Annotated in this window: 19 protein-coding genes, 1 tRNA gene and 1 riboswitch; of the genes, 7 read left to right on the forward strand and 13 right to left on the reverse strand. The window is 53.0% G+C overall.

Annotated elements, in window-relative coordinates:
• Positions 1-87: 87 nt before the first annotated feature.
• Positions 88-771: a Smr/MutS family protein gene (locus tag HUN04_23180; protein ID WDP92467.1), complete on the forward strand. Its 684-nt coding sequence runs from the start codon at positions 88-90 to the stop codon at positions 769-771.
• On the opposite strand, the gene mltG is transcribed toward HUN04_23180, so the two are convergent.
• The 10 genes from mltG to HUN04_23230 all read right to left on the reverse strand — a co-directional run bounded on the left by mltG (position 761) and on the right by HUN04_23230 (position 9,520).
• Entirely contained in the window at positions 761-1,804 is a 1,044-nt protein-coding gene (gene mltG, locus HUN04_23185; GenBank protein WDP92468.1) for an endolytic transglycosylase MltG, read from the reverse strand. The two genes, HUN04_23180 and mltG, sit on opposite strands and share 11 nt — an antisense overlap.
• A gap of 79 nt (positions 1,805-1,883) precedes the next feature.
• Positions 1,884-3,968, reverse strand: a complete 2,085-nt coding sequence (locus tag HUN04_23190; protein WDP92469.1) for an RnfABCDGE type electron transport complex subunit B — start codon at positions 3,966-3,968, stop codon at positions 1,884-1,886.
• Between the two features lie 84 nt (positions 3,969-4,052).
• The gene (locus HUN04_23195; GenBank protein WDP92470.1) at positions 4,053-4,625 is read right to left on the reverse strand and encodes an RnfABCDGE type electron transport complex subunit A; all 573 of its coding nucleotides are present in this window, start codon (positions 4,623-4,625) and stop codon (positions 4,053-4,055) included.
• Positions 4,626-4,637: 12 nt separating this feature from the next.
• On the reverse strand, positions 4,638-5,255 hold the full coding sequence (locus HUN04_23200; protein ID WDP92471.1) for an electron transport complex subunit E: 618 nt from the start codon (positions 5,253-5,255) through the stop codon (positions 4,638-4,640).
• A 17-nt stretch (positions 5,256-5,272) separates the two neighbouring features.
• Complete coding sequence (locus HUN04_23205; protein WDP92472.1) at positions 5,273-5,857, reverse strand: RnfABCDGE type electron transport complex subunit G; 585 nt, start codon at positions 5,855-5,857, stop codon at positions 5,273-5,275.
• Positions 5,850-6,815: an RnfABCDGE type electron transport complex subunit D gene (locus HUN04_23210; protein WDP92473.1), complete on the reverse strand. Its 966-nt coding sequence runs from the start codon at positions 6,813-6,815 to the stop codon at positions 5,850-5,852. The genes HUN04_23205 and HUN04_23210 overlap by 8 nt, the downstream gene beginning before the upstream one ends.
• Before the next feature lie 14 nt (positions 6,816-6,829).
• The gene (locus tag HUN04_23215; protein ID WDP92474.1) at positions 6,830-8,101 is read right to left on the reverse strand and encodes a 4Fe-4S dicluster domain-containing protein; all 1,272 of its coding nucleotides are present in this window, start codon (positions 8,099-8,101) and stop codon (positions 6,830-6,832) included.
• 72 nt (positions 8,102-8,173) lie between these two features.
• Positions 8,174-8,539 (reverse strand): cytochrome c3 family protein, encoded by a 366-nt coding sequence (locus HUN04_23220; protein WDP92475.1) that lies wholly within the window; start codon positions 8,537-8,539, stop codon positions 8,174-8,176.
• A gap of 110 nt (positions 8,540-8,649) precedes the next feature.
• Entirely contained in the window at positions 8,650-9,114 is a 465-nt protein-coding gene (locus tag HUN04_23225) for a SoxR reducing system RseC family protein (GenBank protein ID WDP92476.1), read from the reverse strand.
• A 133-nt stretch (positions 9,115-9,247) separates the two neighbouring features.
• Complete coding sequence (locus HUN04_23230; GenBank protein ID WDP92477.1) at positions 9,248-9,520, reverse strand: hypothetical protein; 273 nt, start codon at positions 9,518-9,520, stop codon at positions 9,248-9,250.
• A gap of 142 nt (positions 9,521-9,662) precedes the next feature.
• On the opposite strand from HUN04_23230, the gene HUN04_23235 reads away from it, so the two are divergent.
• From HUN04_23235 to HUN04_23260, 6 genes are all read left to right on the forward strand, one after another.
• Positions 9,663-9,738: transfer RNA gene (locus HUN04_23235), tRNA-Asn, on the forward strand.
• A gap of 169 nt (positions 9,739-9,907) precedes the next feature.
• Positions 9,908-10,085: riboswitch (cobalamin riboswitch) on the forward strand.
• A 554-nt stretch (positions 10,086-10,639) separates the two neighbouring features.
• Positions 10,640-12,673 carry a response regulator gene (locus HUN04_23240; protein ID WDP92478.1) on the forward strand — a complete coding sequence of 678 codons (2,034 nt, stop codon included), beginning with the start codon at positions 10,640-10,642 and terminating at the stop codon, positions 12,671-12,673.
• Positions 12,674-12,711: 38 nt separating this feature from the next.
• On the forward strand, positions 12,712-13,071 hold the full coding sequence (locus HUN04_23245; GenBank protein ID WDP92479.1) for a response regulator: 360 nt from the start codon (positions 12,712-12,714) through the stop codon (positions 13,069-13,071).
• Between the two features lie 32 nt (positions 13,072-13,103).
• Positions 13,104-14,327 carry a response regulator gene (locus HUN04_23250; protein ID WDP92480.1) on the forward strand — a complete coding sequence of 408 codons (1,224 nt, stop codon included), beginning with the start codon at positions 13,104-13,106 and terminating at the stop codon, positions 14,325-14,327.
• A gap of 9 nt (positions 14,328-14,336) precedes the next feature.
• Complete coding sequence (locus HUN04_23255; GenBank protein WDP92481.1) at positions 14,337-15,359, forward strand: HAMP domain-containing histidine kinase; 1,023 nt, start codon at positions 14,337-14,339, stop codon at positions 15,357-15,359.
• The gene (locus HUN04_23260) at positions 15,323-16,060 is read left to right on the forward strand and encodes a response regulator transcription factor (GenBank protein ID WDP92482.1); all 738 of its coding nucleotides are present in this window, start codon (positions 15,323-15,325) and stop codon (positions 16,058-16,060) included. The genes HUN04_23255 and HUN04_23260 overlap by 37 nt, the downstream gene beginning before the upstream one ends.
• A gap of 147 nt (positions 16,061-16,207) precedes the next feature.
• Here the strand turns inward: HUN04_23260 and HUN04_23265 are convergent, their stop codons facing one another.
• From HUN04_23265 to HUN04_23275, 3 genes are read right to left on the reverse strand one after another with little or no spacing between them, the layout of a single operon-like run.
• A complete protein-coding gene (locus tag HUN04_23265; protein WDP92483.1) occupies positions 16,208-16,933 on the reverse strand; it encodes a 4'-phosphopantetheinyl transferase superfamily protein in 726 nt (241 codons plus the stop codon).
• Positions 16,933-18,702 (reverse strand): hypothetical protein, encoded by a 1,770-nt coding sequence (locus HUN04_23270; protein WDP92484.1) that lies wholly within the window; start codon positions 18,700-18,702, stop codon positions 16,933-16,935. The genes HUN04_23265 and HUN04_23270 overlap by 1 nt, the downstream gene beginning before the upstream one ends.
• 13 nt (positions 18,703-18,715) lie before the next feature.
• Positions 18,716-20,413, reverse strand: coding sequence for a radical SAM protein (locus HUN04_23275; GenBank protein ID WDP92485.1), 1,698 nt, complete (start codon positions 20,411-20,413; stop codon positions 18,716-18,718).
• Between the last annotated feature and the right edge of the window lie 4 nt (positions 20,414-20,417).

Raw genomic sequence — 20,417 nt, forward strand, 5'->3', positions numbered from 1 at the left:
GACAATATCAGGAAGACTAGGCAAAGTCAATCGCTCAAACCGGTCGTCTGCCTTGAAAATCTGCCCGGGTTGAGATAGGATAACCGGATGAGTAAATCAGAGAAATTTAAAAAAAAACGAGGAAAAACAAAGAAAAAAAACGACTTGCCCGTTTTGGGATCCGATGCGGATTTTTTGTCTGCCTTTTTGGAGGATGATGCAAAGGGGGCGGCTGAAAAAGGCAAGCCATCGCATGGGAAGGACGACCGGGCAAATCGGGTAAATAAGCACGGGCTGCCCTTTATAGAAGACTATGAAGCCCGGTTTTCCCAGGGAGATGAAATTCCGGAAGACGGGGGTGACGCCTCACCTGAGGAAACCCAATCCCTTGGGGAAGATATCAGTGACGCAGAGTTCTCCCGGTTGCTGGACGAGTCCCTCAGGACCGCCAAAACTCCCCGGCATGCGCCCAAGCCCATGCCCCTGAAACGGCGGCTCAAGCGATATCCCCGGCCGGAGGCCGATCTGGATCTCCATGGCTTTACCGCCATCGGTGCGGAAATCAAGGCCCGGTCTTTCATCACCACGGCCAAACGCCAGGGGTATTTTACCCTGCGTATCATTGTGGGCAGGGGGCTGCATTCCGAGGAGGGACCGGTCCTGCCCCAGGTCATTGAAGACCTGTTAAAGGAATTGAAAAAGGACAATACCGTGCTGAGCTACCAATGGGATGGGCGTAAAAAAGGCCGGAGCGGGGCGGTTATCGTCTATGTCAGGCAGTTCAGCGATTAAGCTGGTATTTTTTCACGGCCCGGTTATGGTCCCTCAAATTGGTTGAGAACTGGTGTGTGGTATCGTTTTTGGAGACAAAAAAGAGGTAGTCGCTCTGGGTTGGATACAGCGCTGCTTCAAGGGCCTTTGCCCCTGGGTTGGCAATGGGGCCGAGAGGGAGTCCTTTGATTTGGTAGGTGTTGTAAGGGGTGAGCCTGCGCAGGTGGCGATAGCGGATCCGGCCGTGGTAGTCATCCACTCCGTAAATCACCGTGGGATCGCTTTCCAGCCGCATGTTTTTTTTCAGACGGTTGTGGAATACCGAGGCAATCAGGGGCCGCTCCCCGGCATCACCGGTCTCCTTTTCAATGATGGATGCCAGTGTCACGATTTCGTGGATGGTGAATCCCAATTCCTCTGCCCTCTCCTCCCATGCCTTTGAAAATGTCTGTTTAAAGGTGGCGGCCATTTTTTCAATGAGGCTGCGGCAGCTCGTGTTTTTAGGAAAAAGGTAGGTATCCGGATAAAGGTAGCCTTCAAGGGTGATGCCTGACAGCCCCAGTTTCCTGATAAATGCCTTGTCCTTGCAGAGTGTCAGAAATTGATCTGCGGTGCAGAAGCCTTTTTCCTGGGCAAGGGCTGCAATCTCTTCCATGTTTAACCCTTCGGGAACGGTGATCCGGTAGAGTTTCACTTTGCCCGAAACCAGGGCTTCCAGTATTTTGTCCGGGGAGAGGGCAGGGGAAAGCTGGTATTCCCCTGTTTTGATCAATGTGGCAGCCTTTTTATACCGGGCGTAGAGTTTAAAGCGCAGGGGGTCGGAAACCAGGCCCCTGTGTTTCAGGTTCTGGGCGATGGCAGCCATGGTCTGGCCCCGGGAGACGGTGAAGGCAACCGGTTTTCCCTTTGGATCGGCAGGGGTGGTGATAAAGGATTTCATCCACAAAAGGCCGGTACCGGCTGCAATGCAGCCGCCGAGAACCAATATGGCTGAGAACAGCAATAGCGGTTTACCCCATCCCGTTTTCTTTTTTTTCTTTTGCCTGTCTGTCATTTTAAGCGTTTCCCCATATAAAAAGGCCTGCCCGGCGGTACAACACCGGACAGGCCTGTAATGTATGCACTAAATTGGCTTATTTTGCAATGGGGAAATCTGTATCCGGATTGTAGCAGATACGGCAGCAGTTCAGGCAGCGTTCCGCTTCCCTGTGTGCCTTTTCCTCGGGCAGAACCTGGTCCACTTCCACAAATGAGTCCAGCCGTTCGTGGACGTGGAGTTCCGGCATCTTCGCCCGTTTGATCTGTTTGACGCCCGGAACCTCGGTGAAAATGGATTCATGGATCCGTTTCTGCTGGAGGGAATCCTTGGGCGGTTCCACGGGTTCCCCCTTGAGAAAGAGATCTATGGAACGGGCGGCACGGCGGCCGGAGCCGATGGCGTCCACCACCAGGGCGGGACCCGTGGCTGCATCACCCGCCGTGAATATATAGGGCACAGAAGCCTGCAGCGTGGTGGGATCATTGTCTATGGTATTCCAGCGGGTCAGTTCCAGTTCCGTCATCCGCTGGTGGGGGTCCTGTTCTTTAAAAGAGGCGTCCGGAGACTGGCCGATGGCGGAAATGACCATTTCAACGTCAAGAAGGGTTTCAGATCCTTCAACAGGCACGGGGCGGCGGCGGCCGGAAGCATCGGGTTCCCCCAGTTTCATCTGGAGGTATTCAAGCTGCTTGCATTTCCCGTCTTCGTCGGGGATGACCCTTGTGGGGGCGGCCAGGAATACAAACTCAATGCCTTCTTCTTCGGAAGCCACAATTTCCACCTCATTGGCCGGCATTTCAGCACGGGTCCGGCGGTAAACCATGTATACCTTGTCAAGCCCCATTCGCAACAGGGTTCTGGCGCAGTCTACTGCGGTGTTGCCGCCGCCGACGATGGCTGCGGTTCTGCCCAGTTCCATCTGTTCGCCCGAGGAGATCCTCTGGAGGAAATCAATACCGGTGAAGCAGCCGGGCAGGTCTTCGCCTTCAATACCCAGTGAATAGTCTTTCCATGCGCCTACCCCTAGGCAGACCGCATTGTAGCCAGCCGCCATGAGGGAACCCAGGCCATAGTCCTTGCCGAATTTCAGATGGCAGAAGGCGTTGATGCCCAGGTCCAGGATGCCCTGGATTTCCCAGTCCAGCACCTTTTTAGGCAGGCGGTATTCCGGAATGCCGTAGCGGAGCATGCCGCCCAGCTTGGGCATGGCTTCGAAAATACTGACCTTGTAGCCGATGCGGCGCAAAAAGAAGGCGCAGGAAAGTCCGGCAGGCCCGCCGCCGATGACAGCGACCTTCTTCCCGTTTTCCGGGGCGCAGGTAATGGGTATCCTTGAGCCGGTGTTCATTTCATAATCGGCCACAAAGCGCTTGAGCTGGTTGATGGAGACCGGTTCATCCTCAATGCCTCGCCGGCACTGGTCCTCGCAGGGATGGGGGCAGACACGGCCGCAGGCAAGCGGTAAGGGATTGCGCATGCGGATGGTCTGGACGGCTTCTTTGTACTGACCGTTTTTGAGCTGGTTGATGTATCTGGGAATATTGATTTCAGCCGGGCAGGTCTGTGCACAGGGGGCCAGGGGATCGTGTTTCTGATTGAACTTCATCAGTTTTTCGGTGAGGGTTTTAACCTCAATGATATCCTTGGGGCAGGCTTTCTGGCAGGCGCCGCAGCCCACACATTTGTCTTCCCGGACTACGGGATGGCCGTCGGGCCCCATGTACACCGCGTCGAACTGGCAGGCTTTGACGCAGTCGCCAAGGCCGATGCAGCCCACGCCGCAGACCCGTTTGCCGCCGAATACGACAGCCATGGCTTTGCACGAGGAAACCCCCATGTAATGGTATTTGTCTGCGGCACGGTTGCCGCCTTCACACATATTGTAGGACATGGGGGATTCAGCCGATCCGGCATCCACACCCATGATGGCTGAAACAGCTTCAACTCCTTCCTTTGAATTGATGATACAAAGCGAAGGGGGTTCCTTGCCCGATACAATGGCTTCGGCAGCGGCTGAGCAGCCCGCGTAGCCGCAGCCGCCGCAGTTGGCACCGGCCAGGTTGCCTTCGACCTGGGCGATTCTGGGATCTTCATAGACATAGAAGACCTTGGCTGCAAGGCTGAGCACGATGCCGCACACCGCACCGATACCTAACATGAACAATAAAGCTGGGAGCATAAAATCACCTTATAAAGTTTAGCGTGTTAAAATGAAATCCCATTTTTTTAACATGACGCTCATCGGTTTATATTTATTCCAGGCCTATACCATGCCCTTGAAGGCGGTAAAGCTCAATGCGATAATGCCTGCGGTCACCAGACCGATGGAGGTATCCTGCAAGGGTTTGGGCACCCGGGCCAGGCTGATTCTTTCCCTGACACCCGCAAAGAGGATCAGGGCCAGGCCGAACCCCACCGCATAGAAGAGGGAGGCTGCCGCAGACTGCAGGAAACTGTACTCTTTTGAGATATTCAAAAGGCAGGCACCCATAACCGCGCAGTTGGTGGTAATCAGCGGCAGGAAAATACCCAGGCCGGCGTAAAGGCCGGGGATACTCTTTTTAAGAAACATTTCCACGAACTGGACTAAAGAGGCGATAACCAGAATAAAGGACACTGTTCTCAAGTATTCCAGGTCCAGGCCTTTAAGCAGAAACGTGTCCACCGACCAGGTGATGATGCCGGCCAGTACCATGACGAAGATAACGGCCATGGCCATGCCCACTGCGGTCTCCATTTTTTTGGAGGTGCCCAGGAAGGGGCAGTTGCCGAGGAACTGGGCCAGGAGAATATTGTTGATGAAAATACATCCGATGGCAAGTTCAAAATATTCCATTGATGGTCTCCTTTACTTGCTTCCGATAAGGTTCATGGCTGCCAGCATCAGTCCCAGGCCCACAAAGGCGCCCGGTGCTTCCACCATGAAGCCGAAGGGCTGGAATCCGGCAAATATCGTTGTCAGGTCAAATATTGGCGTGCCGCCCCAGATGGTGATGGTGCCTGCACCCAGGATTTCCCGGACTGCCCCCAGGGCTGCCAGTGAAAGGGTAAAACCGATGCCGATGCCAAGGCCGTCCGCAATGGACATGACGGCATTGTTTTTGGACGCAAACGCCTCGGCCCGGCCCAGAACGATACAGTTAACAACGATAAGCGGGATGAATATACCCAGCTTCAGGAACAAGGGATAGGTAAAGGCCTGCATGGCCAGTTCAACGATGGTTACAAAGGTGGCGATGATGACGATGTAGCAGGCGATCCTGACCTTGGCCGGGATTACGTTGCGCAGCATTGAAATCAAAAGGTTTGAAAATACCAGAACAAAGGTGGTGGCAACGCCCATGCCGATGCCATTTTCAACACTCTTGGTCACAGCAAGGGTGGGGCACAGCCCCAAAACAAGCCTGAAAGGAGGTATTTCAGCCCATAGTCCTTTTGTGAATTCTTTTACCAAGGATTGTGCCATATTATTATGCCTCCCTCTTATTGAATCTGTTTTAGAATTTCAGGTTTGAGTTTTTTGTACAGATCCTGGGCCTCTATCGCCGCCAGAGTAACTGCTCTGGAGGTAAAAGTCGCACCGGACATGGCATCAATGCTGCCGTTGTCATTTTTCAGCCCCAGGTTGTCGGACAGAGGTTTGCCAGCAAACTGTGAGACAAAGGAGGGATCGTCCTTGGCCCTGGCGCCCAAGCCCGGGGTTTCAGAATGGGTGGTAACCCGGACGGCAATGATTTGGTCGGTATCGGTATTGATTCCCACCATGAGGCCGACATCGCCCCCGTATCCGCCTTTGCCTTTGGTCTCGAATGCAACGGCGGTTCCGCCGTCAGCCAGTTTCCCCGGGAAAACCTGGAGGGCTGTATCCCCGGAGGTGACGTTAAAACGTTCTCCCAGGGGATCATTGGTGACGTCGGTCAATATTTCCTTGATGGCCGGGGCTTTCTGGTATTTAAGGATCTGCTCCTCAATACGCAGTTCCGTTCCGTTTTTAACCGCAGCCAACAGACCGCCGGAGACTGCGGTGAGGACGGTCAATACAACAACCAGGCTAATCATATCACGCATTGCTCACTCCCTTTCCCAAGGCTTTTGGTCTGATATTGTCGATGAGGGGGTTCACAAGGTTTATCAGCAGGATGGCCAGTACCGTGCCGTCGGCATAGGCCCCGATATTTCTTATGAGAATGATCATGAATCCCCCGAGGAACCCGTAAATCAACATGGGAATTTTATTTACGGGAGAAGATGAGTTTTCCGTGGCCAGAAAAAAGGCGCCGATGAGTGTGTAGCCTGAAAATAGGTGGAAGAGGGGGGACGCATAGGCCTCTGAGTTGCCCATGTAAAAAAGGCCGCCTGTGATAAAAATGCCCGCGATAAAGGATACGACAATTTCCCACCGGGTATAGCCTTTGAGTATGAGGAAAATTCCGCCCAGGATCAGCCAGATACCGAAGGATGAGCCGATACCGCCCACTTCGCTGCCCATGAGCAGTCCTGGGACGGAAAAAAGTTCCGTCACTGCCGCGCCTTTATACTTTAGGGCGGCCAATGGGGCCAGGGCAGTATAGTCAAACTGGTAATTGACATAGGCTGCATCGAAATCAAAATAGACCGGCCAGGACATCATGAGAATGGCGATGCCGACGAGGGTCGGGTGAAAGGGGTTGGCGCCGACGCCGCCGAAAATGAATTTCCCGATGAACACGATAATAAAGGTGCCCACCATGACGATCCACCAAGGGGCGGAGGCTGGCAGCATCAGGCCGAAAAGAAGGCCGAATACTGCTGTTTCCAGGTTGCCGATGGACTTATTCTGTTTGGCAATGATGTTCATGACAAGTTCCCAGAGCATGGCAGAGGAAACGGCCAGGGCCAGAACGCCGATGGCTGCGCCGCCATACCTGAATATCCCGAACAGAGTTGCCGGAAGCAGTGCCAGCAGATAATTCAGGTTCAACTGATACAGACTGTCTCCATCATGCCAGAAGGGGGCATGGGAAACGATTAATTTTGTGTTATTCATGGGCAGTCTCCATTTTAAGCGTCTGCGCGAAGGGTCGCCAGTTCGTGTTTACCCAGCCTGATATATTGGTAGAGGGGGATTCTGGCCTTACAGACAATGGCGCAGAGCCCGCACTCGATACAGGACTCAAGGTCAAATTTATCCGCCGCTTCTTCATATTCATCTGCCTCAAGGTAGCGGACAAGGAGGTTAACCGGAATATTAGCCGGGCAGATCCGGATGCATTCACCGCAGTTGACACAGGGATTGTCTGACAGCTCGGGGATCACTTCCCTGTCCTGGATGATGACGGTATCCATATCCGGGACCACCGGGTGGTGGGCGGTATAGGTGGCAAATCCCCGCATGGGGCCGCCGATGATAATTCGGTCCCTATCGTTGATCTGGACATCTATCCGGTTGAGAATTTTGCTTAAGGGGGTGCCGACGGTGGCGGCGAAGCGATGGCGGTTGCCGCCCTTGTCAACCAAGGTGACGATTTTTTCAAATACGGCTTCTTTGGCTTTGAAGGTTCGGGCCAGGGAAACCAGGGCCTCGGCCCGGATAAAACAGACGCCTAAGTCTTCCGGAGTTTTCCCGGGGGGCAGAATCATGCCCAAATGATCCTTCATGATCATGGCCGGAAGGGTGGCAGGGTATTCCAGAGAGGTCCTCAACACCTGGGCGCTGCCGAAATCGGATTGGGTATTCAGGCCTTCTGGAAGGGTGAGGTAGATTGATGAGGCCCGGGTCATTCTCTTGAGGATCTGCACCCCTTCAACGATTTCATCGGCACAGGCTGCACAGACGTACTGGCAGGTATCGCAGAGAAGATCCGTATCCGCACCTGTGATGACTATGGTTTTGATGGGATGCTCTTTGTCTGCCAGGGCGGCGAATGGCGGTGCCCCGGGAAGTTGCCCCAGAATGTCCTCGGCAAACCCAGGGTCTTCTTCCGGCGCCAGTTCAACCCGGTCGGTGTCGGCTGTTTTGGCCGGATCCGTTTTGATCAGGATGTAGGTAGCCGTGTTCCCAAAATCGTCTGAGTAAGAATCAAAGCGTCGGATGGTGCCTGCAGCAGGGGACAGTACATAGGACGGGCTGTTTTCATAGAGTTTTAATTTTTCCCCTTTTTTTACGGCATCACCCTTTTTTATCAAGGCCTGCTTGGTACTGTCGATTTCTTCGGGCAGCAAAAGGGTGAGGCTGGAAGGGACAGGAATGGTCTCAGGCGCCTTAAGACCGGCATCGAGCAGGTCATAGTTCAGCCTGGGTTTGGATAGAGCAAAAAAAGATCGTTTAATCATAGTTAGTCCTTGTTTTGTAAAAAGCTTAAGTCAGGCCAAAAAAAAGGATGATTAAAAAAATCACCCTCTCAATTACAACGCATGACATGAATTACATTCTACCGGACCCGCACCATAATCTTCATGGCATCCCTTGCACTGGGCGTGAAACGCATCAGCCCTGGACGGCAAATCTTCATCACCGGTCGCCTCGTGGCACTCACTGCAGTTGTAGGTGTCATCATCTTCAATGTTATGATGGCAGTCCAGACACTCCAAGCTGTAAGCGTCTGTGTGCGTAAGGTGGGTGAATAGAACTTTGCCTGCCTGGTTTTGAAACATGAGTCTCACTGGATTTTCCGGAGCAGGGGATGAAAAGGATGCGTAGCAAACAATACCTGTGACCAAAAGAACGATCATGATCCATAGAGCTACTTTAAGGTCTCGTTGTGATGTCATAATTCTTCTCTCACTAATTTTAGGGTTAGAGTTTAACGACGAACCCACAACTGGCAGGGTTTATAGTATACTGATCTTAAATTTACAAGTAAAAAATAGCGGATATTTCTTTATGAAATCTGGCAGTCTCCAGTGTCTGAAGAGGGTCTTTTCCTAACTAGAAAAGGCTTGTATTCGGCCTTGTCTGAAAAGGCGGACTGCTTTTTGCGGATAATGATGAAGGCCAGGGCAAAAAAAGAAAAGCCCATGCCCATGGCCAGGAGGGATTTGTTCATATCGAACATCGGCGCCATGAAATCTCCTATGGCTGCGCCGATAATCAGCAATATGATGGGGAAGACATAAAGCAGAAAGCTTAAAACCATCATGGGTCTGCTTTCCATGCCAATGACGACGGCGTCTCCTGCGGTGACGCCTAAAGTATTCTTAACGCTGACAACCATTTCCTTGGCGCCGTGGTGGCTGGTGCCGCAACTGTCTTTTTGGGAGCAGCTTTCGCATGCGGCCGACCGGGTGGTCTTTATCCATGCCATATCCTTGTCGATCCGGGTAACAATGCCGTTTTCTGTAATCATGTTTCAAATGTCCTGTTCTATTATCATAAACATCAACGGGGTAAGTGCCTCATTCAAATCATAGCGGATCACGGGGTAAAAGCAAATCTTTGTTTCCGGTAAAACGGCGGTTACTATATAATGATGTGCCGGATCAGGCAACGATGTCAATTACCGGGGCGGTCTGTTCCGTCTGGCCAGGGGGCTGGCTTGTCTCAGTTGTCTGCGCCGGCGGCTGAACCGCGGTTTCCTCCTCGGCTGCCAACTGTGCGCTGGCTTCCGTGGAGATCTCCACGACGGCAGCTTCCTGGTTCAGGCTGGTTTGTTCCGTTTCTGCGGGCTGGACCGGAGCGGTTTCCTGGGTGTTTTCCTGGCGCGGCTGAACCGCGGTGTATGCATTGAGACCTTGTATATTGTTGATTTGCATGATCGTCCTTTCTTGGTCTAAGGTGTCAATCTTATTAGAGAATAATCATAAGGGAGATTAAAGTCAAACTTTTTGAAACTTTTTTATTGACAGAAAAAAGCGCCTGGTATATAACCTCCCAGTCTTCTTGAGGAGACGCTGCTCCCCAGTAGCTCAGTTGGCAGAGCGAGTGGCTGTTAACCACTAAGTCCGCGGTTCAAGTCCGTGCTGGGGAGCCAACAAAAAAAAGTTATCCCGACGGTTTCTGGCTGTCGGGATTTTTTATTTGTATCCGGCTCTGCCTCATACCTCTGGATGACCCATCTCTTTCTCCCCCCCCCCATGGGTTCAGATTTATGCCGGGACCAAAAAAAGCCTTGACATTTCCCCGGGGGATTTATAGCAAGGGAGAGAAAATAATTGTTCGGTGCCCATGGCTTAATAGGGAATTCCGTGAGATTCGGAAACGGGCCCGCCGCTGTAATCGGGGACATTTGCTGCAAAAGGCCACTGTTGAAATAACGGGAAGGCGCAGTCGATGGAAGATCCGTGAGTCAGAAGACCTGCCGGATGATGCTTAAGGCTGGCCGTGCGCGGCACGACGGCGGCTGTTGAAGATCTTATGGATAAAAAAGGGATATCCCCGGATCGTAATTATTGCGGTTCGGGGATTTTTGTTTTTTATTGCCATTATCTGACCTCCGGCTTCACAGGATTCAGGCCCTTGTGCGGCCGGAATTTCAGATAAGCCTGCCGGGCGATTTTTTAAGGTGTTGATGCCGCCTTTATCTCCTGATTGCCCGCAATTGCCGAAACCCTTGTTCCGGCAATCGTTTAACCCTGGTTTTCCCGGGCCCTGGTTCGCCATCCAGGCCCGGGACTGCCGGGTGTTTTACATCATACTTCATGGGTTTGGGTTTGAATTTGGACCCTACTCCGGCAACGGTATCGGGTTAAACTGCCTGGGTGCTGATACAGATGGAGTATATCTCCGGTTTTTCTTACATTATTCGCATACTTAGGGTATAATATACTGTTTTTTTAAAATATGGTAGAAAATGACTGGGAATTTCCGGTATTTACAAGCATATAAATAATCCTGAGGCGGACCGGATCGGGTTCGTCCGTAGGCGAGATGTTTTGGAACAGGCCAATTTTTACAAAATTCTTACCATAGACGATGACTCCTTTGTCCGTCAAAGTATCCGTTGCTATCTGGAAGATGAGGGGTATGTTGTATTTGAGGCGGAAAACGGCCGTGAAGGGATTGAGGTATTTAAACGGAAACGGCCGGACCTCGTACTTCTGGATATGAAAATGCCCCAGATGGGAGGGCTTGAGGTACTTGAAACCATTCGTACTCTGGCACCGGATATGCCCTTGGTGGTCGCCTCCGGGACGGGAACCATGGATACGGTGGTCCAGGCACTTCGTATGGGGGCCTGGGATTATGTGTTTAAACCCATAGATGACATGGCTGTACTCTCCCATTCCGTTGAAAAATGCCTCAAGGAGAGCCGCCTGAAAAAAGAGAACAAGGCATACCAGCAGCGGCTGGAGGTACTTCTCCAGGAACGGTCGCTGGAGCTGGAAAAGAGTGAACAGCGGTATAAAGCCGTATTCGAGTATGCCGGCGCCGCTGCCATCATCATTGAACCGGATGATGTGATTTCCATGGTCAATTCGAATTTTGCCGAAATGGTGGGAATGGAACGGGAGACCATAGAGGGGAAAAAGAAGTGGCATGAGTTTGTCTCATCCAGAGATATCGTTGTCATGGAAAATCACCTCCGGGCGGGCAAGGGGGTGCGTCCGGAGTCGGGGGCGGTACTGCATTATGAGATGGAGCTTGCCGCGGGGCAAGGAACCAGCCGGTATGTCTATGTCAGCCTGGGTATGATCCCAGGGACACGGCGGCAGGTGGCTTCCATGCTGGATGTCACCGAAAGAAAAAATGCGGAAAAACGCTGGAAAAGCCTTGAAAAGCAATTGCGGAAAGCGCAGAAAATGGAAGCCATCGGCACCCTGGCCGGCGGTATTGCCCATGATCTGAACAACATCCTAAGCCCGGTCCTGGGCTATGCCGATATGATTATGGGGGCGGCAGATCCCGCCAGCCGTCAGTTTGAACACAGTGAAAAAATTAAGAAAGCCGCCTTGCGGGCTGCGGACCTGGTGGGCCGAATTCTAACGGTGAACCGGAGCGACGAAAAGGGAAAACGGCGAATCCGACTTCATCCCGTGGCCAAGGAAGTGGTGACCCTCCTCAGGGGCTCCATACCTTCTACCATTACTATAGTTGACAGAATTGACCGAAACTGCCATGCTGTACAGGCTGATCCGACCCAGATTCATCAGGTGCTGATGAATTTGTGTACCAATGCTTACCATGCCATGGAGGAGAGCGGGGGGCGGTTGACCGTGGAATTACGCCAGGTTGAGCTTTCCCAAAAGGATATGGCCGCTCACCCCAACCTGCCCGGAGGCGCCGGAAATTACCTGGTGCTGGAAGTAAAGGATACGGGCTGCGGCATGGGCGAGGATGTGGTGGACCGTATCTTTGATCCCTATTTTACCACCAAGGGAGAAGGGAAGGGAACCGGTCTAGGGCTGGCAACAGTATACGGCATTGTCCAGGGGTGCCGGGGAGATATCCTGGTCAGCAGCCGTCCGGGTGAGGGCAGTTGTTTCTCGGTCTATCTACCTGCCCTGGAAAGGGAGGATGAGGATGTCTCCGGGACCGCCCGTTTGCCCTCTGGCCGACTCGGGGACGGGGAACGCCTCTTGATTGTGGACGATGATCCCTATATTGTCGCCATGTATAAAGAGGGGTTCGAAGAATTGGGATATCAGGTGGAAACCTTTTATTCTCCTGCCCGGGCCCTGGCATTTTTCAAGGATAATTACCGGCATATTGACCTGGTGATTACCGACCATACGATGCCGGGCCAAACAGGGATTGAACTGGCCATGGACATGCAGGCCCGTAAAAAGGATTTGCCGGTGATTCTCTGTTCAGGCCATGCCACTCCGATCAGCAGGAAAAGATTGGCCGATGCCGGTATCCAACGGTTGATGATGAAGCCGCTCACCGTGGCTGCATTGGCAAAGGAGGTTCAATCCCTGTTGAATCCAGAAGCGGATGACCGTGCTGGTGACAGTGCCGGTGGATGATTACGGTGTATGATTATTAAGGATGGGTAATACCTCAAATGGAAAGTTTGTTTATTGTCCTGGATGACGAGCAAAGTATCCGGCAGAGTATAGCCTCATACCTGGAAGATGAAGGTTGCAGAGTGCTTTGTGCCGAAAGTACCGAGGCCGCCTTGGAAATCGTCAGGCAGCATCCGGTTGAGGGCGCTGTGGTGGACATCCGGCTGCCCGGTAAAGACGGCAACTCATTTATCATGGAAGCAAGGAAAATCCGCCCTGAACTGAACATTGTCATTCATACCGGTTCTGCGGATTATGCCCTTCCCGATGAGGTCAAAGCATTGGGGCTGACCAGGGAGAATGTGTTGACCAAGCCGGTCAGAGATCTGAGTCTTATTCTGGACGCCCTTAAACGATAACGGAGCTGAATAACTTAGGGGACCCCTTGGAGATGAGCGAAAATATCGGCAAAAAGATTTTGGTGATTGACGATGAAGTCTATATCCGGGATTCTGTGATCGGTTTTCTAGAAGATTTCGGATTTGTCGTCATTGAAGCGGAAAACGGGCAGGTGGGGATCGATCAGGTTGAAAATGAATCCCCCGACCTTATTCTCTGCGACCTGAGAATGCCGGTTATGGACGGACTGGAAGTGCTTGCCCACGTCCGGGACAGGAATGACAACACTCCTATTATCATTGTGTCCGGGGCCGGTAATATTGCCGATGCGGTTGAGGCACTGCGCCTGGGCGCCTGGGATTATATCATCAAGCCGGTCCAGGATATGAATGTGCTCTACCACGCAGTGAACAAGGCGTTTGAGCGCAAAAAATTTATTGCGGACAAGGCCAGATATCAGCAGGACCTTGAATCCGCCAACCGGGAGCTGAAAATCTCCTTGGACACCCTTGAACGAACCCGGGACCAGCTTGTCCAGTCGGAAAAGATGGCGGCCCTGGGTGAACTGGTTGCCGGTGTGGCACATGAAATCAACACCCCGGTGGGGGTGGGGGTGACGGCGGCCTCTTTCCTGGACGCAAAAACAAAGGAGTTTTCAGGCCTTTATGAGTCCGGTGAACTGAAGCGGAGCGAACTCGAAAACTATCTGAAGACGGTTAAAGAGGTCTCCAATTCCATATTGATCAATATGGAGCGGGCCGCAGAACTGATCTCCAGCTTCAAACAGGTGGCGGTGGACCAGTCCAGCGAAACCCGGCGGCGCTTCAATCTCAAGGATTATATCAACGAAATTCTGTTGAGCCTGAGGCCCAGGTACAAGAAGACCGCCCATACCATTGAGGTAAACTGTGCCGATAATATTGAAATCAATTCCTACCCCGGTGCTTTTTCCCAGATTCTCAATAACCTGATCATGAATTCGCTGCTCCACGGGTTCTCGGATACGGCTGAGGGGAAAATGGAGATTGAGATTGCCCGGGAAGACAATGGCGTTAAATTCGTTTACAGGGATAACGGATGCGGCATGACTGAGGCGCACAAGGAAAAGGTATTTGATCCTTTTTTCACCACCATGCGGGGTAAAGGCGGTACCGGCCTGGGCATGTCCATTCTTTTTAACCTGGTGACCCAGACCCTGAAGGGCACCGTGGAACTGGACACCGCCCCCGGGAAGGGTGTCTGTTTTACCATGGCATTGCCTGACTTGACCGAGTAAGACCGTTAGATGCAGATTCTGAATCCTTCCAGGTGGTATCTCCACCCGGTATTTATTTTTGCCTGTTCGATCATCGCCCTGGCCACCTTTCTGGTGCTCACCGTGGGCCTGTACATGGAGATCCGGTCGGCACTTGAGGTTATCATACTGAAATTCAGCATTGACCCCCAGTCCATTTTTCCCTCCAAAACAGGGATGACGATCCTGGTCCTGAGCATGCTTATTGCCGTGGTCATGGCGGGAATCCTTCTGGCTTTTATTTACTACCAGAAAACCGTCAACCTTTTCCGGCTCCAGCATAATTTTATCTATAATTTCACCCATGAGCTGAAAACACCGGTCACCTCTTTGAGGCTCTACCTTGAGACCTTTATCCGGCATCCCATGGAGCCCGAAGATGTCAAAAAATACAGTACCAGTATGCTCAAGGACATTGACCGGCTGACAGAGAATATCAACCGGATCCTCAACCTGGCCCGGATTGAGAGCCAGAATTTCGGTTCCGAAGTGACCCGGGACAGCATGGTTTCCCTGGTGGAGGCCTTTTGCGAAAAAAATGCCTCTATATTCAGGGACCTGGAGATCCGGATAGAAAACCCAAGCGACGCCCGGTTCGAGTATCCCGTGAATCTTTTTCTGTTTGAAATTCTGCTCATGAACATTATCTCCAACGCCATCAAGTACAATGAGAGCAGCCGTCCCCGTCTGACCATTGTATTCAGGAGTTTTCTGCAGAAGATCACCATTGAATTTATTGACAACGGCATCGGGGTGGACCGGCAGGAAGCCAAAAAGATTTTTCGCAAATTCTACCAGGCCGGCCGCAGGAGCGCCGGGGGCACCACCGGGTCTGGCCTGGGGCTTTACCTGGTTTCCAGCATTGCCATGATCCACGGCTGGCGGGCCTCTGTGTCCAGTGCGGGCAAAGGACAGGGCTCCAAATTTACCATTACCATTCCACGGGCGAGCATCGCCAGTGTCAGAGAAAAGAAACTATGGAAGCGACTGAAAAAAAGCGTATTCTGGTCATAGAAGATGAAGTCCACATTGCCGAAGGCATACAATTAAACCTCTCCCTCCAGGGCTATGAGGTGGCGGTGGCCCCCGACGGCATTGAAGGGCTGGAAAAATGGCGGTCCTGGCATCCGGACCTTATTGTTCTGGATGTGATGCTGCCCATGATTGACGGATTCTCCATTTTAAAAACCATTCGCCGGGAAGACGAAAAGATTCCTGTCCTCATTCTTTCGGCCAGGGGGGACACCAAGGATAAGGTTAAAGGCCTGCAGTACGGGGTGGATGATTACCTGTCCAAGCCCTTTGACCTGGACGAGTTTTTGCTCAGGGTGGCCCGGCTTCTCAAGAAAAAGGAGTGGTACGAACCCCCAAAGACGCCGCCGAAAAAGGGGGAACATGTCATGTTTGAGGGGGCATCCTATTCATTCGGAAAAAATCATATTGATTTTATTACATTTACAGCCGATTGTGCTGCCGGAGAAATCATCCTTACGGAACAGGAAGCCACCCTCCTGAAGATTTTTATCGCCCACAAGGGCCGCCCCCTCTCCCGGGAAATGCTCCTCAATGCCGGGTGGGGGTATGCCAGGGACACCTCCACCCGTACCGTTGATAATTTTATTGTCCGGTTCAGGAAATATTTTGAGGACAAGCCCAAGAAACCGGTTTATTTCAAAAGCCGGCGGTCGGTGGGGTATATCTTCGACCACGATTAAAGGGTATGGTATCTCTAATAATTAAGGATTTTGGTTTGAGTTCAAGGCGCAGTAAAATTTTAACCGGAGGAATATATTGAATATTTCGAGGATTAAAATTTTCCTGCAACGAAGAAATCGAAACAAAAGACGATTATTAGAGGTGGCCTAAACAATTGCCTTTGAAAAATGGATTGCTGTGCCGGGGCGGAAGGCCCCGCTTAAAAGATATCCCCCGTCCAGCTCCCAGGTACGGCAGTCCAGATCCTGCGCCCTTCCGCCGTGAAAGATTCTGCCGCCAAGGACTTCCACCTGATGCAGGCTTTCGTTGAATCCTTTGCGGATATATTTTAAATAGGCCTCTTTCAGGGTCCAGGCGGTAAACAGAGCATGGGATGAGTTGCCCATTTGCCGGATTTCTTTCTGGGTAAAGGCGGTTTTCATAAAGGCGCTTCCAGGCCGGGGCCCCATTTTTTCCAGGTCAATTCCCATGGGCATGTCCGGGATCTCTGCCAGTGCTGCGGCGGTGTAGATGCCGCTGTGGGACAGGGAGAGGCAGTGGCGGGGAAACTCGGTCAGATAGGGGGCCCCTTCTTCCATATAGGCGATGGTTATCTGATTTTCAGCCTGTTCCGGCATGAGAATCTCTTTTGCCAGGGATTTGGCCGAATATCGGCCGCAAAACCATTCCACCTGTTTTTTTAATGCTTTGAATTCGTTGAGCCTTGCCAGTTCTTCCGGGGTGAGAAAGGCGCAGGTAAATGCGGCTTTGTCAAACTGCAGGGGCCGCATTGCCTGATACGCCTCGGGTATAAAAGCGGCAGACAGATCCCGGATAAGTTCCGGGATCTGTCTGATGCGTATTTGAACGCTGTTTTCCAGGGGCTCTGCCACTATTCGTCCAGGGCCAGCAGAAAATGGGGCATGAACCTGGGATCCAGCCGGGCCGGCTCTACGCTGCCGTATTCCTCTTCCACTTCCCGTATCAGGCTGTAGAGCACCTGCTGTAAAGGTGCAGGCAGGTGTTCATCGGACTGGCCCAGTGCCTCTTCCGCCCACAGGGCCAGGTCCCGGGCCCGGCTGTCGGAAATGGTATTTCCCCCCTCAAACAGGCCTGCAAAAAATTCCCTGAACCGGTCCAGGGGGGCCGGGGCAAGGCTGGGGCCTAGGGGGTCCAGGCCCATGCGGCTCCGGGCCCAGAAGGTCAGGATCATGCTTTTGTATGTTAGGACACCCTGGGTGAATTGGCTTGTATCCACGGCAAGTTTCCCCAAAAAATCGTCCAGGCTGATGATCTCGGTGAGGAGCCTGTCTGTGGCCCGTATATCTTTCAAGGACCTGAAATGGCGGTAAAGTTCCTTATCTGCGTAGTCGGCAAAGAACATTGGCCGGGGGATCATGAGGCCGCCCACAACACCCAGGTATGCTTCTCCAAGGAAACTCAATGGCAGATTCTTTTCCTTAAGAAAGCTTTTTTCATACCAGGCCTTGGCACGGGTCCTCAGCGCAATGCCTTCTTTTGATCCGGTCCTGAAAATATCTTCCAGAAAATACCGGCCGATGAGGCCCGCCGCCTTTTCCAGGCTCGGCTCCTCTTGGCCAAGCAGGACTTCCAGTCCCAGGCTGAGGAATGCCAGGGCCTTGTCCATGGTTTTTTCAATGGTTTCCCTGTTCCGGATTTTCACCCGGTCCGCGGAGATGATTTTATTGAGCAGGGCGGCAAATTCGCTTTCCAGGTCCCGAACCCCTCCCTGGGCCTGCACCAGGGGAAGGGCCCGGGCAAAGAGGCCTTCCCCTTCAATAAACTGGGTGAAAAATGCCGGTGGCAGGGGGATTTCCGGATCTGGTAACATATCCTTGCCCCGGCCGGTTTCGGCAGGGGGGCGTTGCCTTAAGGCGGATATGGGCTGGTAAATGCCCACGGCCTCGTGGGGGGGGAGGAATCCTTTTTCCGCCAACCGGATATTTTTCTGCCGGAACTGTTCTTCTTCGGTTTCCACGGGAATCAGGGCCGGGGTCTCGAGCAAAAGGCCGTGGAAAACGGAAAGATCCATCTGGGCCAGGGTTTTGAGCATGGTCTCGATGAGTTCCGGCGCCTCGTCGTTGAGTCGGTTGTCTTCGGCTGCTTCTTCCGGAAGAATTCCGTCGTCATCTGTTGTTTGAGCTGCCCTGTCCGGAAACCGGAAGTAGAATTTGTCATCCAGGGTAATATAGTCTTCGTAATCGGAAGGGGGCGGTTCGTCGTGTTCCCGGACCACCACCGTGAGATTGTGGTAGAGATAGTATTCGAAAAAGTCTGTTTTTTCCGTTATGGCCCACCGGAGGAGCCGTTGGGGATCCGACTTGAAAAGCTGGGAAAAAACCTGGGTTATCATGGCCGTGTCCAGGCGGTCGTCATCCCAGACTTCCACGTCCAGGATGTATTCCCACTGCTTGGAGGTGGCAAGGGCCAGTACCGGGGTGAAATCGTGGACCCCGATTTTATGCATGAGGTAGTAAAGATCCTGGTCGGGGAAGGACTGAACCAGGGTGGCAGGAGAAGGCGCCTCCAGGATCATGTCCAGGGCTTTCTGGGAGTCGCAGACCAGGATTTCCTGCCGCAGGGCGCTGCGTTTGAGTTCCTGCCTGGCCAGGTTGGCCAGTTTATAATTGGATTCTGTCATTTTTTATCTCTAATTATGAATTGATTTGTTTCTTGCAGATATCTATATAATGCACCAGTCCCGGGTCGCTGTCAAAGGGGGTGAAGCAGGAAAGGGCCCGGTGAAATTCGCCCAGGTTCATGAGGCTCACCCCCATGCAGACGCAAAGGTCCTTGTGTCCGGGAAAGTGTGTCAGCCCCTTTTCCAGCCTGGCAACAGCCGCTGGGAACTGCCGTGATTTCTGCAGAATCATGGCAAGACCCAGATAGGCACGGGCGTCAGGGTGGTATTCCAGGGCCCGTTCAAACAGGTGTGCCGCAATTTTATCAGGATGGGGAATCCTCGGGTCCTGGGCATATTCACCGTGGGAAAATGTCAGGGCCAGCCGGGAGAGAAAATCGGCATGGAAGGGAGAAAGTGCCGGGTCCGCTTTCAGCTCAATTTTTTCTGCAAATTCTTCAATATTGGTGAAAAAGGCCTGGCGCAGCCGGTCCCCCCAGGCTTTGGCCTGTGGGAAATCCATCTGGGGATCCAGTTCGCACCAGGGCAGGTCTTCAATTTCACGGAACCAGACCTGCTCATCGATCCACCCCTTGTCCCTGGCCCGGGCATACAGGCGGGTACCGGGGAAGGTCACCAGCATGTAAAACACCGTACTCAGGGGCGCCAGCCGTTCCATGAGACTGATGCTCTCTTCAATGGTGGCGTCTGTTTCTCCTGGAGATCCGTAGATAAAATAGGCCCGGGGCAGAATGCCGTAGGATTTGACCCGGTCAAAGGCCCGGGCGCAGGCGGCATTGTCCACGGGCTTGCCCAGAATTTTTTTAATTTTATCCGCCCCGGATTCCACCCCGAAACTGATCTGGATGCAGCCGGCCCTGCGCATGAGCGGGAGGATCCTTTCATCGATATAGTCCACCCGGGAAATGGCGTTCCAGGTGATGGGCAGGCGTGCCTCAATCATTTTTGAGCAGAGTTCGGCCACTGCCTCCCGGTCCATGGTAAAGGTATCGTCGGAGATGAAAAAATGGGTGACCCCTTTGGCGGCCAGGGCCTGGATCTCTTCAAAAAACCATTGGGGGGAATGGCGGCGGACCTCCGAGGTGCCCCAGAATTTCGGAGAGCCGCAGAAGGTGCATCTGCCCGGGCAGCCCCGGGACATGGCAAGGTGTTTGTATGTGAAGTATTTTGACGGGTGGGGCAGGCGGTCCAGATCCCCAATGGGCTCGGCCGGGCCGGTATCCTTCAGCTCCCCGTTTTTACTCCGGTATATAAGTCCCGGGATGGCGTCAAGCCGTTCGTCCAGTTCAGCTCCGGCTTCGGCTGTCCGGGCCAGTGCCGTAAAGCTGGTTTCCCCCTCGCCCCGGACAATAAGGTCCAGTTCCGGGCAGGCGGCAAACAGGTGGTCTGCCATAAAGGTGGGGGCAGGGCCGCCAAAGACTATAAGTGCATTGGGCAGGGCTTTTCTGGCGGCCCTGGCACAGGCCCCGGCATTGATCCGGCTGGGGTTGGTCACGGAAAATCCAATGATATCCGGTTTGACCTGGTCAAGGGCGGACCGGAACAGGGCCAGTGGATCGGCATGGTCTGCTGCCAGGTTCAGAATGGTGGCAAACATCCCCTGGTCCAGAAGGGCGGCGGCCAGGTAGTATAGGCCGATGGGCACCTGCTGGGCATCATCGTCGGTGACCCGCTTGTCCAGGCAGGCCGGATTGACAAATAGTACCTTCACGGCG

It is taken from the genome of Desulfobacter sp., from assembly GCA_028768525.1.
Taxonomy (GTDB): domain Bacteria; phylum Desulfobacterota; class Desulfobacteria; order Desulfobacterales; family Desulfobacteraceae; genus Desulfobacter.